Raw genomic sequence first — 15,275 nt, forward strand, 5'->3', positions numbered from 1 at the left:
GCCATCATCGCTGGGTGCTTGGTTAAAGAAAGGATCAATTTTCATCAGGAGTGGTTTAAACCATGTGTGAATTGCTCGGCATGAGCGCGAATGTACCCACCGATATCTGTTTTAGTTTTAAAGGCTTAGTGCAGCGTGGTGGAAAAACTGGCCCACATCGTGATGGCTGGGGGATCACTTTTTATGAAGGCAAAGGTTGTCGTACTTTTAAAGATCCGCAACCGAGCTGCCAATCCAAAATTGCCGAGTTAGTTTTGCAGTATCCGATCAAAAGTTGTGCGGTGATCAGCCATATTCGTCAGGCCAACCGTGGGGGCGTGAGTCTTGAAAATACTCATCCATTTACCCGTGAGTTATGGGGACAATACTGGACATTTGCCCACAATGGCCAGCTCACTGATCACCAAGCGTTACTGACTGGTCGGCATCGTGCGGTTGGTCAAACCGACAGTGAATGGGCGTTTTGTTGGTTGCTCAATCAGATGGAACAACAATTCCCAGCCGGTCCTACGAATTGGTTAGAGATGTGGCGCTATGTGGCGCAGTGCTGTGATTCACTGCGTTCGCTAGGCGTGTTCAATATGCTGTTGTCTAATGGTGAATATGTGATGGCGTATTGTAGCAATCATCTGTACTGGATCACGCGCCGAGCGCCATTTGGCCGAGCCACATTGCTCGATGAACAGGTCGAAATCAATTTCCAAGAGGAAACTACACCGAATGATGTGGTGTCAGTGATTGCCACTCAGCCGTTAACCGGCAATGAGAGCTGGCAGCGTATGAAACCGGGGCAATTTGCGCTATTTCATTTGGGAGAGCGAATCGCCGACAATACGGATTGACTGGCCGAAGTCGCCTTAGTCGATCTGCATGCTAGGTCGATCCGCATGGCTGATGGGTGGTCAAAGCATTTGCCGTGCTAGATAAAACAAGGGTTGCACGATGGCAACCCTTGTTTGGTTTTTACTTGGCGATTATTCGCTGGCGTAGCCATGCATGCCAAGCACTTCACCATCGAGATAGGCTTTGCCTTGTTGCATGGTTAAGCGACCTTCGACAAACCATTTCACCACGAGAGGGTAGATGCGGTGCTCTTGATCTTGCACCCGAGCCGTCAGCTCTTCGACACTATCTTGCTCGAAAATCGGTACCTTGGCTTGCAAAATCACTGGGCCACCATCAAGCTGCTCAGTTACAAAATGCACACTGGTGCCATGTTCTTCATCACCGGCATGAATCGCTCGTTGATACGTATTCAAACCCGGATATTTAGGCAAAAGTGAAGGATGAATATTGATCATTCGGCCTTGGTAGTGGCGAACAAATTCACCACTTAGGATGCGCATATAACCCGCCAACACCACTAAATCAGGCGCAAACAGGTCGATTTGCGCCATCAATGTGTCATCAAAGGCATCGCGGGTTGGATAAGCTTGAGGATCAATAAAACAGGCGGCAGCGCCAGCCTGTTTGGCGCGTTCTAAACCGTAAGCTGTTGCTTTATTGGAAAACACAGCCGTTACTTTGCCACCTTGAATACTGGTTTCACAAGCATCCATGATCGCCTGTAGATTGGTTCCGTTTCCCGAAATTAAAACAACAATGCTTTTCATGATTAGTTGATCTCTACCTGCGCTTGATCGCCATGTGCGGCTGCGATTTCACCGATCACCCAAGCGTTTTCGCCTTCGGCTTGCAGTAGAGCGACGGCCGCTTGTGCTTGCGCTTTAGGCAGCGCAATGATAAGGCCAACCCCACAGTTGAAAGTGCGGTACATTTCGTGAGTGGTCACGTTACCTTTTTGTTGTAGCCATTGGAAAATCACTGGCCATTCCCAACTGTTACCATCGATCACCGCTTTGGTGCCTTCCGGCAGCACGCGAGGAATATTTTCCCAGAAGCCGCCACCAGTAATGTGTGAGATGGCGTGAATATCGTGCTCGGCGATCAGTTTGAGGCCTGATTTGATATAAATCTTAGTAGGTGCGAGTAAGTGCTCACCAATGGTTTTACCGGCGAGTAGTTCATTTTTGTCCGCTTTAGAGACTTCAAGGATCTTACGTACCAGTGAGTAGCCGTTAGAGTGTGGGCCGCTTGAGCCAACCGCGATCAATGCATCACCGATTTGTACTTTACTGCCATCGATGATCGCTTCTTTTTCCACCACGCCGACGCAAAAGCCAGCTACATCGTAATCTTCGCCTTCATACATGCCCGGCATTTCTGCGGTTTCGCCACCAATCAGGGCACAACCTGCTTGTAAACAGCCATCGGCAATCCCAGTAATCACTTCTGCGGCAGTATCGACATCCAGCTTGCCGGTCGCATAATAATCGAGGAAGAACAGCGGCTCTGCGCCTTGTACGATTAAGTCATTGACACACATGGCGACCAGATCGACACCGATGGTGTCATGTTTTTTCATATCCAGTGCGAGACGCAATTTGGTGCCTACGCCGTCTGTACCAGAGACTAAAACTGGATGTTTATATTTGGTTGGTAGCTCACATAGTGCGCCAAAACCGCCTAGGCCACCCATAACTTCAGGGCGACGGGTACGCTTCACTGCACCTTTAATTCGTTCAACGAGTGCATTACCTGCATCAATATCGACACCTGCATCTTTATAGCTGAGAGATGGATTATTACCGTTCACGGGGAAGTTCCTCGGTCTAGTTGGATATGAAAACGGCGCTATTCTACAGGGCTTAAAACAAAAAGGAAAACGTTTGCGTAAGGTTTTTATCCGGTTTTAGCATCGAAAAAAATCCATAAATCAGTGTATAATCCGCAGGTTTAAATTAATGAAGCCGGAGTTGGACATGAAAATTGTTGAAGTTAAGCACCCTCTTGTAAAACACAAACTTGGCCTGATGCGTGAAGGCGACATTAGCACTAAGCGTTTTCGCGAGCTGGCGACCGAGGTTGGCAGCCTGCTGACTTATGAAGCAACGTCTGACTTTGAAACTGAAAAAGTGACGATCGAGGGCTGGAATGGTCCCGTTGAAGTGGATCAAATCAAAGGCAAGAAAGTCACCGTAGTGCCGATTTTGCGTGCGGGCCTTGGCATGATGGATGGTGTTTTAGAACACATTCCTAGCGCGCGGATCAGCGTAGTTGGGATCTATCGTGATGAAGAGACTCTTGAGCCAGTTCCTTACTTTAATAAACTGGCTTCGAACATTGAAGAGCGTATTGCACTGGTGGTTGACCCGATGCTGGCTACTGGTGGTTCGATGATTGCCACCATTGATCTACTAAAAGAGAAAGGTTGCCAGCAGATCAAAGTGCTGGTGCTGGTCGCGGCACCAGAAGGGATTGCTGCATTAGAAAAAGCTCACCCGGATGTTGAACTGTATACCGCAGCGATTGATGAAAAGCTCAATGATAAGGGTTATATCGTACCGGGACTCGGTGACGCAGGCGATAAGATTTTTGGAACCAAGTAATCCTATCAACGGGTTGAGTTAACAATGCGCTACTGAAGCTTGGATAAGTATCGAATACAAACCAAGGGAAGCCATGGCTTCCCTTGGTTGTGTTCGTGGTGCATGACGAGTTATTTGGACTTTCTTAGGCTCAACGTGCCCCCGGTACGTGGTGCGGGTTTGGCAGGCGTGGAACTGTTGCCGCTGGCATGCGTCGTCGTTGCGCGCTCTGGACGGTGCTGCGCTTTTTTCGAGTTTGGCGCATGGCGAAATTGTTGGGCATTGTTACCGTGATAGGTTTTTGGATTGCGGCGTGCTTTTGATTCACGATTGGCATCTCGACTATCAAACAGTTTGGCGTCGGTGGCGCGTTTAATCACCTCACCATTTGAGGCGACTTGAGATGCTTCTTCAGTACCACTGGAGCCTTCACACATTGCCAGAATTTCGCTCACTTCCGTTTCGGTTAAATAGCGCCATTTTCCGTTCGGGATCCCATCTAAAGTGATGTTCATGATCCGTACCCGCCGTAGTTTAAACACCTCATAGCCTAACGCTTCACACATACGGCGAATTTGGCGGTTAAGCCCTTGGGTCAGCACGATCCGAAACGAATAAGGTGTTTCTTGGGTGACTTTACACGGCAGGGTAATGGTATCGAGGATGTTGACGCCTGCCGACATCTGCTGGATAAATTCAGCGGTGATCATCTTATCTACGCGTACCACGTACTCTTTCTCGTGGTGATTACCGGCGCGTAGAATTTTATTGACGATATCGCCATCATTGGTCAGGAAAATTAATCCATCAGAAGGTTTATCTAAGCGACCAATTGGAAAAATACGCTTACGGTGGCCAATGAAATCAACAATATTACCAGCAATATCACGCTCGGTAGTACAAGTGATCCCGGTTGGTTTATTTAATGCGATATAGATCGGGCGCTCTTTGGCTCGTAGCGGTTTGCCATCAATACAGATCTCATCTTGCTCAGTGACTTTACTGCCCACTTGTGGGGGTAAGCCATTTAGCATCACTCGGCCTTGTTCAATCAGTTTGTCTGCTTCTCGGCGTGAGCAGTAGCCCGTTTCACTAATGAATTTGTTCAGGCGTTTTTCGGTGGGTTGCGACATACAATTTCCTCACGTTTCACAACGGATGGTAGCGCAGCATCTGCTGCACAAAATCCGCGCATTCTAGCAGCTTTAGTCGTGTAGCCAAGACGTTTCTGCTTAAGTTTAGTGTGTTATTCATGGTGGGGGCTTTTTCGGTGCGCAGTACCAGCTTGTAGCTAAATGGTGGTCTGTAAGATGATTGTCCAATCCTTTGCTATTATTATGGGCTGAAAATTAAGTCGCAACCCACTAGCTTGAGTTGTAGTGCTGAACTTTTGAGCAAACGCGCTGACTTGCAGAGAAAGTATAGCCATAAGGGTTGCGCTTCCAATCATAACGAGTAATATACCCAACGTTCCGGTGAATAGCGCAGCTTGGTAGCGCATCTGGTTTGGGACCAGAGGGTCGGGGGTTCGAATCCCTCTTCACCGACCATATTTAAGGCCTCAGCATTTATGCTGGGGCCTTTTTGCTTTTTACTTTCCTGTATCCTGCCTGTTACCTAGAATGGTCCGTTCCTTCATCGGCAACCCCCGCTATGCATTAGAGCTATCCCATTAGATCTGTTGAGTTGGTTATTTTGCTAGTGGCGATTTTCATTTAGCCATTGCTGCTTGGCCGATACGCTAATCTGTCTAGTTATCATCACTCGCTGACGAGTAAATCAATCGCTCAATCCGGTATATCACTATATCAAATGGTGGTTATCGCTGTGGTTGTGGAGTGAATGATGGTATTTGCATCGTGGTATCCCCATTCTTGCGTTGCGACAAAAACGTCATTTTTGCTCCAAATTAACGTTTTTGACGGAGTGCGAATGATGATAATGATCACGTTTTGCTGATTTGTTCGAGCGATTTCACGCATTGTTCGGATTACTCGGTGTGATTTGTCTCACTATTTTGCGTGGGGATGAGATTTTAAAGTGTGATCTAGCTTGAGTAAAACTCGTCAAAAATGAAGTTCCGTTTTTGACGAGAATCGTATCTTATTGACAATGTTGATTTTTATTTTAATGTCAATTTGTAAAGTTTGAACAAGATCACTGGCGTAAAGGATTAATTTTGCGCTTAGAAAAAAGTACCGCTAAATATCCCTGAATTTAAGGTAAAGCCATTGGCTGATGTCGTTTTGAGATTGGGTGCAGGCAGAGCACCCATCATCATTCACTAATTTAGGGTAACTATTATGTTGAACAAGAGTCTTATCTCTCTCGCTGTACTCGCCTCATTAAGCGGCTGTGCGCTGACTACCTCTTCACCACAAGATGTGGTCAATGCTCTGGCCAACAATCTCGATGTTCGTTATCAGGTGATTGACAATCATGGCGCGGATAATGGCCTTGCTTGTCAAACTCTGGAAGCGGAGTGGGCCTCTTGTAACCAAGTTAATATGACTTTGGTCAATCGCGGTGAAGCAGTTAACTCAAAAGATTGGGCGATTTATTTCCATAGCATTCGTCTTATCCTCGATGTGGGCAACGATCAGTTCAAAATTACTCGTGTCACCGGCGACCTGCACAAACTGGAGCCGACCGAAAAATTTGCTGGCTTTGCTGCTGGTGAAACAGTGACGTTACCGCTGATTGGCGAATACTGGACACTGTTTGATACCGACTTTATGCCAGGTGCTTTTGTGACCGCACCTGATGCTGAACCAAAAGTGATTGCTTCGCTGAATACTGAAGATGTGGCGAGCTTTGTCTCTGGGCTTGAGGGCGAAAATCTTAAGCGTACGCCAAGTGATAACAACGTTTTTGCTCAAGCGGTATCTCGCTTTGAAAAGAACAGTGATGTAGCGATGCAAGATGTTGCGAGCGCGCTGATCCCAACTCCACTACAAGTCAAAACCCAATCCGGCTCAGTATCGATTGCCAAAGGGATTGCGCTGCCAAGCCAAGCGTTTGATGCCGAGCAAACTAAGGCGCTCAATGCACGTGCCGAGCTGCTGGGTGTCAACCTAAAAGGAGTGTTACCGACTCAAATCGCGATCAGCCCGAAAACATTCAAAGGTGATCTGGCCAAGTCTGGTTCTTACCGTTTAGCGATCACCGACAAGCAAATTAAAGTCACCGCCTTTGACCAAGCTGGCGCGTTTTATGCCATGCAATCACTGCTTGGTTTAGTCGATATGGCCAATGCGAGCCAACTGCCTAAAGTTGAAATTGTCGATGCGCCACGCTTTGCTTACCGTGGTGTGATGGTCGATGTAGCGCGTAACTTCCATTCTAAACAAGCGATTCTTGCGACCTTAGAGCAGATGGCGGCTTACAAAATGAACAAGCTGCATCTGCATTTAACCGATGATGAAGGTTGGCGTCTTGAAATCCCTGGCTTGCCAGAGTTAACCGATATTGGTGCGCAGCGCTGTTTCGACCTGAGTGAAACCGAATGCGTGTTGCCACAGCTCGGCTCTGGTCCAACAAGCGATAACTTTGGTTCTGGCTATTTCACCAAGCAAGATTATGTGGAGATCCTGCAGTACGCTAAAGCGCGCCATATTGAAGTGATCCCAGAAATTGATATGCCAGCCCACGCTCGCGCAGCATTAGTCTCGATGGAGGCTCGCTACCAACGTTTGATGCAACAAGGCGATGAAGCGGCAGCCAATGAGTTCCGCCTGCTTGATCCGCAAGATACTTCGAATGTCACCACGGTCCAGTTTTACGATCGCATGAGCTTTATCAACCCATGTTTGGATTCGTCAAAACGCTTTGTTGATAAAGTGATCACAGAAGTCGCGGCGATGCACCAAGAAGCGGGTATGCCATTGACTACTTGGCACTTCGGTGGCGATGAAGCGAAAAACATCAAACTCGGTGCCGGTTTCCAAGATGTGAATAGCCAAGAGCCAGTCAGTTGGAAAGGTAACTTGGATCTGAGCAAGCAAGATAAGCCATTTGCCCGCTCACCACAGTGTCAAAACTTGATTGCTAATGGCACTGTGAGCGATTTTGGTCACTTACCAAGCTACTTTGGTGAGCAAGTGTCTAAGTTGGTGGCCGAGAAAGGCATTCCTAACTTCCAAGCTTGGCAAGATGGCTTGAAGTACAGTGAGGGTGAACAATCGTTCGCAACGGAAACGACCCGCGTTAACTTCTGGGATGTCTTGTACTGGGGTGGCTCTGCCTCTGCGTATGAGTGGGCAGAGAAAGGTTACGATGTGATCATCTCTAACCCAGATTATGTCTACATGGATATGCCTTATGAAGTGGATCCGAAAGAGCGTGGTTACTACTGGGCAACTCGTGCGACTGATACACGTAAGATGTTTAGCTTCGCACCAGAAAACTTACCACAAAATGCAGAGACCTCACTGGATCGTGATGGCAATGGTTTCAGTGGCAAAGGCGAAGTGAAAGGTAAGCCTTTCTACGGCTTGTCAGCTCAGCTTTGGTCAGAGACGGTACGTACCGATGAGCAATATGAGTACATGGTGTTCCCACGTGTTCTTGCTGCCGCTGAGCGTGCATGGCACCGTGCTGAGTGGGAAAATAGCTATAAAGTAGGGGTTGAATACTCACAACAGACCCAACGTGTCAACCATAAAGCACTTAATGCGGATTGGAACCGTTTTGCTAACGTGATCGGTCAACGTGAGCTGGCTAAACTTGAGAAAGCAGGCATTGATTACCGCCTCCCTGTTCCGGGTGCGAAGATCGAGAACGGTCATTTGGCCATGAACGTTCAGTTCCCTGGTGTCGCGCTGCAATACTCATTGGATGGTCAAACTTGGTTGAATTATGACGCACAACAAGCGCCAGCCGTAGCGGGAGAAGTTTGGATCCGCTCGGTATCGGCAACCGGTGAGCGTACCAGCCGAGTGACTTCGCTGAAATAAGCTCAGCGAGATCGACATTTCACTTAATGGATAGTCAAAGCCTCCGCATGCGGAGGCTTTGCTTTATCGTCCAATCAAACCCTATTCTCAGCGTTGATTAATTACCTTGATGGAAGCGGTACTCAAATACTTGGCCGTGTTCATTAAAAGCGTAAACCGCATAGCTGTCTTTCTTATCACCATATTCCATGCCCGGTGAGCCCATCGGCATACCCGGTACCGCTAGCCCTTTGGCATTTTTCGGTGGGTTAGCCAAAAAGTCTTGAATATCTTGCGCCGGAATATGGCCTTCAAATACATAGCCACCGATTTCCGCGGTGTGGCAAGAAGCCAACTTGGGGGCTAAGCCAAGTTGTTGTTTGATGCCATCCATATCTTCATGGATAACTTCCTTTACGCTAAAGCCATGTTGCTGCATATGTTTCGTCCACTCGCTACAGCAGCCACAGTAAGCGGATTTATGGTTGATGACCTCGACAGCCAGCGCTTGCCCTGCAAAGGTGGTAAGCAGAGCAAAGGTCAATAGTGATCGTTTCATGGGTTTCCTCATTGAGAGTGTTGATTGAAAGAGATGTGGCACCAGCGCAGGCGATTGGCATTACTGACCACGGTGATCGAGGAGAGCGCCATTGCCGCACCGGCAATCACTGGGCTCAGCAAAAATCCAAAAGTCGGGTACAGTACACCTGCCGCAATCGGAATGCCAAGCGTGTTATAAATAAAAGCACCAAATAGGTTCTGTTTCATGTTGCGCACCGTTGCCTGTGATAGCTCGATTGCACTGACCACGCTGGTGGGGGCTGAGTTGAGCAGGGTGATTTGTGCACTTTCAATCGCGACATCACTGCCACTGCCCATCGCCATGCCAATATCTGCTTGAGCGAGTGCTGGCGCATCGTTAATGCCATCACCAATCATTGCAACTTGATGCCCTTGCTGCTGCAACGCTTGAATATGCTGCGCTTTTTGGTCGGGCAGCACTTGCGCAATCACTTGAGTGATGCCGAGTTGCTGCGCGATAGCGTTGGCGACCGAGGCATGATCGCCAGTCAACATCACGGTATGGATCCCAAGTTGATTGAGCTTTTGTACCGCAAGGGCTGAGCTCGGTTTAATTGGATCGGCAATTGCCAATACGCCTTGCAATTGCCCCGCATACGCGATGGCAACCGGAGTCCAAGCTTGGGTGGCAAACTGGTGCAAATATGGTTCAGCTACCGATAAATCAATGCCTTGTTCTTGCATCAATGCTAAAGAGCCGATGAAAACGCTGTGCTGCTGGTAGATGGCGGATAGACCACGTCCACGTCGGTTGGTAAATTCCGTGACCTCAAGCGGAGCAATCTCACGCTGCTTGGCATAATCACACATTGCTTTGGCAAGAGGGTGCTCCGATTGCTGCTCAAGCGCATAGAGTAAACCAAGCAACTGCGCTTCATCCCCTTGCAGCACATGCAGTGCTTGCACGGTTGGTTTGCCTAAGGTGAGCGTGCCAGTTTTATCAAATACTACGCAATTGATGTGACTGGCGGTTTGCAGCACATTGGCATCGCGGATCAAAATCCCCATTTCGGCCGCTTTGCCGATGCCAACGGTAATCGACAGTGGCGTGGCTAAACCTAAAGCGCACGGGCAAGCGATGATCAGCACCGTGGTGGCGACCACCAGCATGTAACTGGCTTTGGGATCGGGGCCATACCAGTACCATAGCGCAGCAGACAGCAGTGCGATACACAGCACCACGGGAACAAACACCGCGGAAATTTGATCGGCCAAGCGAGCCATGGCGGGTTTGCTACTTTGGGCTTGGCGTACCATTTGAATAATCCGCGCGAGCATGGTTTGTGAGCCAATTCCGGTGGCGTGAATCACTAAGCTACCGTCTTGATTGAGCGTTCCGGCCGCGACTTGCGCGCCGATTTCTTTGAGCACTGGGATCGGCTCGCCGGTTAGCATCGATTCATCCAGATAAGAGTGGCCTGAGTAGACAACACCATCAACCGGGATTTGCTCTCCCGGTTTGATACGCAGTGCCATACCTAACTGAATATCCGCGACGGTAATTAACCGATCGCCTTGCTCGGTTACTTGTGTCGCGTGCTGAGGTTGTAAATTAAGCAAAGCTTGCAACGAGCGGTTAGTGCGGCTTTTGGCTTTGGTTTCAATGTGATGGCCCAGTGAAATTAAGCCAATGATCATGGCCGTCGCTTCAAAGTACACATGCCGTGCTGCTTCAGGAAAAACATGCGGCCAAATCACCACCAGCATGGAGTAAACCCACGCTGCACCGGTACCTAGTGCAACTAGAGTGTCCATAGTGGCTCGGCGGTGAGTGAGTGCTCGCCATGCATTGACAAAAAAGTGACGCCCAGCCGTGACTAATAGGGCGAAGCAGAGCATACCGATTCCGCCCCAAAGCCACTGATCATGGCTGTTGCGGATCATCATATTACCGCCCAAGATGCCCCACAGCATTAAAGGTGTACCCAGCGCCATACCGAGTAAGGCACTCTGCTGATGCTCTTTTTGTAACGCATCCAGTTGTGCTTGCTGCTTGGCTTGCTGTTGTGCGGGGTCATCTAAGATCTCTGCTTGGTAGCCAGCACTTTGAATGGCGTTAAGCAGTGATTGTGGATCGGACAAACTGGCTTTAACCAACGCGCTTTGCTCGGCTAGGTTAACTTGTGCACTGTGTACCCCCTTAATCGAGAGCAGCGCTTTTTCCACCGATGCGACACAACTGGCGCAGGTCATGCCTTTAATAACAAGAGAGAATGTTTGGCTGGAGGCCTCGCTTTGTTGTGTGTTCGAGGAGTTCTCAGCATCAGGCGTGTCAGTTTTTTTCTCATCAATCGAGGCTGCTGGTGCTAGTGTGGATTCTTGTTCTGCTGCTATAGCTAGATAACCCACTTCGGCCACCAGCGCTGTTAGCTGTTCTGTGGTTAAGGTGGTGACCAAAGCAAGCTGATCTTTACTGATTTGTAGCTTGGCAATGTCTGGTCGTGCGCTGAGGTGCGTGGTGAGTTTATTGACACAGCGCGCGCAGTTTAAGCCCTGTAGGCGATAAGTTTGCTCGCAGCCGGCTTGATAACCCAGTGCTTCAATGTGAGTGAGCACTTCACTTAAGCTGGTATCAGTATACAGCTCAATCGAGGTTGGGCTCAGCGCGGTGATCTCGATAGTGAGATGCTGAGCGAGGTGGCGCTGCAGTTTTTGTGCACAGCTCATGCAATGCAGGCCACGCAGTGGTAAAGCAAAGTGGTTCATAATCGCTCCTCCTAGCGGAATGTCATCAAGCATAAACCTTGCCCTTAAGGTAAGGTCAAGCCTTCCTTACCACACTTATATTGCTCAGTATGAATTTGCAAAAAATCGTGCGTAGCATCGTGTCAGCTCGGATGTTAGAATACCGCCCAAAATTTCGCAGGCTGAGCACTCAGCAAAAGAATCTCATAAAGGTAATTGAAATGACGGTTAAAACTCGTTTTGCGCCTAGTCCAACTGGGTATCTGCACGTAGGTGGTGCGCGTACAGCACTCTATTCTTGGTTGTATGCAAAAAGCCAAGGCGGCGAATTTGTGCTACGTATTGAAGATACGGACTTAGAGCGCTCAACTCAGGCGGCAGTAGATGCCATTATTGAAGGCATGACGTGGTTAGGCTTGGAATGGGATGAAGGCCCATACTACCAAACCAAACGTTTTGACCGTTACAATCAAGTGATCGATCAACTATTGGCGGAAGACAAAGCCTATCAATGCTATGCCTCAAAAGAGCTGCTGGATGAAATTCGCGCCGAGCAAGAAGCCAATAAAGAGATGCCGCGTTACGATGCGAACCATCCCAAAATCCAAGCGGTCAATGCAGCGGCTAAGCAAGGCGATCCTTGCTGTATTCGTTTCCGTAACCCGAAAGAGGGTAGCGTAGTTTTTGATGACCAAATCCGTGGCCGGATCGAAATCCGTAATGACCAACTCGATGATCTGATCATTCGTCGTACTGATGGCACGCCAACCTACAATTTCTGTGTTGTTGTAGATGATGTCGATATGGGGATCAGTCATGTAATTCGTGGTGAAGACCACATCAACAACACGCCGCGCCAAATCAATATTTACAAAGCCATGGGCGCTACCATCCCAACCTTTGCCCATTGTGCAATGATCTTGGGTGACGATGGTGCCAAATTGTCTAAGCGTCATGGCGCGGTTTCTGTCATGCAATATCGTGATGAAGGCTACCTGCCTGAAGCGCTGCTGAACTACTTAGTGCGTTTAGGGTGGGGACATGGCGACCAAGAGATTTTCTCACGTGAAGAGATGATCAACCTATTCAGCCTTGGTGCGATTTCAAAATCTGCATCAGCGTTTAACACTGACAAACTGCTGTGGTTGAATAATCACTACATCAAAACGTCAGAGCCGGAGTATGTGGCGAAACACCTTGAGTGGCATTTTGATCATCAAGGCATTAACAAGACGACTGGGCCAGCATTGGCTGAGGTGGTTAAGTTAGTGGGTGAGCGTTGCAATACCCTAGTCGAACTGGCTCAGCAATCGCGTTACTTCTACCAAGATTTTACTGAGTTTGATGCGGATGCAGCGAAGAAACATTTGCGTGGTGTCGCGAAAGAGCCATTGATGCTGGCACTGAGTAAGATTGAAGCGCTGAGCGACTGGAATACCGAAGTTCTGCACCAAGTCATTGCACAAGTGTGTGAAGAACTTGAGATTGGTATGGGTAAAATCGGTATGCCACTGCGTGTGGCAGTGACGGGCGGCGGTCAGTCACCATCGGTAGATGCCGTGATGAACCTGATCGGTCAATCGCGGGTGATTAGTCGTATCAAAATGGCGTTAGCGTATATTGAAAATCGTGAAGTAAACGCACAGTAACCATTAATCTTCTTCATAACCAGAAAGTCGCAGCATAAACTGCGGCTTTTTTGCATCTCATTATTTCGATTTAGTGTTATACACTAAAGTTAATTTGTTGTGCTTTTGTTTTTCAAAAAGATAGCAAAAACGTGACAAATTATTAACTTAATCACCTTTTGCTTTTTGTTTTATCCACTATAGTTACTTTAACAAAAAGGTTGGCTCTCAGCAGAACTAAGCTTTTTGAATGGTCGTAGCGCGGTGAATCGCGAGCGACGATAAGCATAAAGATAAAAGGGAATACTATGAAAAAGCTAGCGGCAATTATTTCAGCGACGTTATTTCTGGCCTCTTCTGCAGCAGTAGCAGAATTATATGTTGGGGGTAAAGTCGGTCAAACTTGGCTAAATGATGCATGTCTGACTGGTCAGCCTTGTGATGATGATAGTCAGATGCTAGGTGCGATTATGGGCTATCAAGCCAATCAATGGCTATCTTTAGAAGGTGGATTTGATTACTTAGGTAAATTCACTGGTGCAGGATTGAATGATAGAAAAACCAAAGCGATCACTTTGGCACCCAAATTGAGCATCCCTCTTTCAGAAAAATTTGCATTATACGGTAAACTGGGTGGTGCTTTTGTCGATTACGGCAGTAAGGATGATTACTCATACCTTGGTGCGGCAGGTTTGGAATTTAATGCCAACCACAATGTGACTTTACGTCTGGAATATCAAAATATCACCGATATCAACAATGATATAATCCGTGCGAGTGCGGAGAGTGCCACTCTTGGTATGGTGTATAAATTTGGTGCTGTTGAGCAACCTGCACCGGTGATTGAGGCGCGTCCGGCCGAACCGGCTCCTGTGGAAAAAGTTGCGGTGACCAAAACCTTTACTTTCCAACGCCTTGATAGTAGTAGTACCTTCGCCAGCGATAGCGCCGAGTTAAAACCGGATGTGATGCCAAAACTGGATAAAGTGGTTGGTTATCTCAACCAATACCCACAAGCGAAAGTTGAAGTGGTTGGTCATACTGACTCCACCGCTTCCGAAGCTTATAACCAAAAACTCTCTGAGCGTCGCGCGCAATCAGTTGCTAAGGCATTAGAAACAAAAGGGATTGAGCAATCACGGATTACCGCAAAAGGTGAAGGTGAGCTAAAACCGATCGCGACTAACAAAACCGCTGAAGGTCGTCAGCAAAACCGTCGGGTTGAGTTGGTGATCCCTGAGTTTGAATATCAAGTGACTGAATAACGTTTCACTTCATCACTGATGTTGAATCAACAAAGGCCCGAATGGGCCTTTGTTTTTCTGGCTCGGCTAGCTTCGGTTTGGCTAACCTTTGTAAGGTAACCTGTTTATTTGAGGTCAATACTGTTTAGGCGCCCCATAAACACTAACAGTTCTAAGCAGTCTTGGTGTGCTGCCAGTAGTGCTTTTTTGGTTTTGGCATAAGCGGCGAGTTTGCCATGCTTGTTGATGGAACACACTACGCTGCGAAAAACGCATCTATCTTGGTTGTCATACTCACGCCACGCTGCAATATAGCAGGCATCTCTTGCCTTTGGATCTTCAAGAGTGGGTCTGGGCTTATAGATAATTTTTGGCTCTAAGCTATGGGGTAAACGCGTCATTAAATAAGGATCTTTGAGAATTTGCCGCCAAAACTTGCCCCACATTGCTAAGCCGAGTTGATTACGCAGCACAATGGCTTTTTTCAGCCCTTTTTGTTCACCCAGCCGTATAAAACCGACCGAACGGTGTAGCACAGTGTCGTCCGGTGTATGAATATGAATTTTATAGGCAGTGTTGGCTTTGGAAATGAAACGATGACCCGTATTGGTCGATAAGTTACTTTTCGGCATGATCAATCAATATCAATGAAACTATTGATAGTAATAATAGAATCTTTTCGCTAGCACGAGAAGAAATGTGCAGCAGGAATGACCAAAGCTTGACATCCAAGCTTGTTTGTTCGGCTGCATCGCAATTAGCCATCCAGTAAAA

The 15,275-nt window shown here is 47.9% G+C and carries 11 protein-coding genes and 1 tRNA gene; 6 read left to right on the top strand and 6 right to left on the bottom strand.

Going from position 1 to position 15,275, the window contains the following annotated elements:
* Positions 1 to 62: 62 nt before the first annotated feature.
* On the top strand, positions 63 to 842 hold the full coding sequence (locus tag PUN32_RS05415; protein WP_274722140.1) for a class II glutamine amidotransferase: 780 nt from the start codon (positions 63 to 65) through the stop codon (positions 840 to 842).
* Positions 843 to 974: 132 nt separating this feature from the next.
* Here PUN32_RS05415 and purN read toward each other — a convergent pair whose 3' ends face one another.
* Both purN and purM read right to left on the bottom strand, forming a co-directional pair.
* Positions 975 to 1,613, bottom strand: a complete 639-nt coding sequence (gene purN, locus PUN32_RS05420) for a phosphoribosylglycinamide formyltransferase (protein WP_274722141.1) — start codon at positions 1,611 to 1,613, stop codon at positions 975 to 977.
* 2 nt (positions 1,614 to 1,615) lie between these two features.
* A complete protein-coding gene (gene purM / locus PUN32_RS05425) occupies positions 1,616 to 2,656 on the bottom strand; it encodes a phosphoribosylformylglycinamidine cyclo-ligase (protein WP_166013456.1) in 1,041 nt (346 codons plus the stop codon).
* A gap of 166 nt (positions 2,657 to 2,822) precedes the next feature.
* On the opposite strand from purM, the gene upp reads away from it, so the two are divergent.
* Complete coding sequence (gene upp / locus PUN32_RS05430; protein ID WP_166013455.1) at positions 2,823 to 3,449, top strand: uracil phosphoribosyltransferase; 627 nt, start codon at positions 2,823 to 2,825, stop codon at positions 3,447 to 3,449.
* Between the two features lie 110 nt (positions 3,450 to 3,559).
* Here upp and rluF read toward each other — a convergent pair whose 3' ends face one another.
* Positions 3,560 to 4,561, bottom strand: a complete 1,002-nt coding sequence (rluF, locus tag PUN32_RS05435; RefSeq protein WP_274722142.1) for a 23S rRNA pseudouridine(2604) synthase RluF — start codon at positions 4,559 to 4,561, stop codon at positions 3,560 to 3,562.
* A gap of 340 nt (positions 4,562 to 4,901) precedes the next feature.
* On the opposite strand from rluF, the gene PUN32_RS05440 reads away from it, so the two are divergent.
* Positions 4,902 to 4,978: transfer RNA gene (locus PUN32_RS05440), tRNA-Pro, on the top strand.
* Positions 4,979 to 5,731: 753 nt separating this feature from the next.
* Entirely contained in the window at positions 5,732 to 8,383 is a 2,652-nt protein-coding gene (locus tag PUN32_RS05445) for a beta-N-acetylhexosaminidase (protein WP_274722143.1), read from the top strand.
* Positions 8,384 to 8,480: 97 nt separating this feature from the next.
* Here PUN32_RS05445 and PUN32_RS05450 read toward each other — a convergent pair whose 3' ends face one another.
* Both PUN32_RS05450 and PUN32_RS05455 read right to left on the bottom strand, forming a co-directional pair.
* A complete protein-coding gene (locus tag PUN32_RS05450; protein ID WP_274722144.1) occupies positions 8,481 to 8,921 on the bottom strand; it encodes a DUF411 domain-containing protein in 441 nt (146 codons plus the stop codon).
* Positions 8,922 to 8,929: 8 nt separating this feature from the next.
* Positions 8,930 to 11,650: a heavy metal translocating P-type ATPase gene (locus tag PUN32_RS05455; protein WP_274722145.1), complete on the bottom strand. Its 2,721-nt coding sequence runs from the start codon at positions 11,648 to 11,650 to the stop codon at positions 8,930 to 8,932.
* A 200-nt stretch (positions 11,651 to 11,850) separates the two neighbouring features.
* Between PUN32_RS05455 and gltX the strand changes: the two genes are divergently transcribed.
* Together gltX and PUN32_RS05465 are read left to right on the top strand one after the other, a co-directional pair.
* The gene (gltX, locus tag PUN32_RS05460; RefSeq protein WP_274722146.1) at positions 11,851 to 13,278 is read left to right on the top strand and encodes a glutamate--tRNA ligase; all 1,428 of its coding nucleotides are present in this window, start codon (positions 11,851 to 11,853) and stop codon (positions 13,276 to 13,278) included.
* Positions 13,279 to 13,565: 287 nt separating this feature from the next.
* Entirely contained in the window at positions 13,566 to 14,522 is a 957-nt protein-coding gene (locus tag PUN32_RS05465) for an OmpA family protein (protein WP_274722147.1), read from the top strand.
* Positions 14,523 to 14,626: 104 nt separating this feature from the next.
* Here PUN32_RS05465 and PUN32_RS05470 read toward each other — a convergent pair whose 3' ends face one another.
* Positions 14,627 to 15,133, bottom strand: coding sequence for a Fe3+-citrate ABC transporter substrate-binding protein (locus PUN32_RS05470; RefSeq protein WP_274722148.1), 507 nt, complete (start codon positions 15,131 to 15,133; stop codon positions 14,627 to 14,629).
* Between the last annotated feature and the right edge of the window lie 142 nt (positions 15,134 to 15,275).

The organism is Vibrio chanodichtyis (genome assembly GCF_028863985.1).
Taxonomy (GTDB): domain Bacteria; phylum Pseudomonadota; class Gammaproteobacteria; order Enterobacterales; family Vibrionaceae; genus Vibrio; species Vibrio chanodichtyis.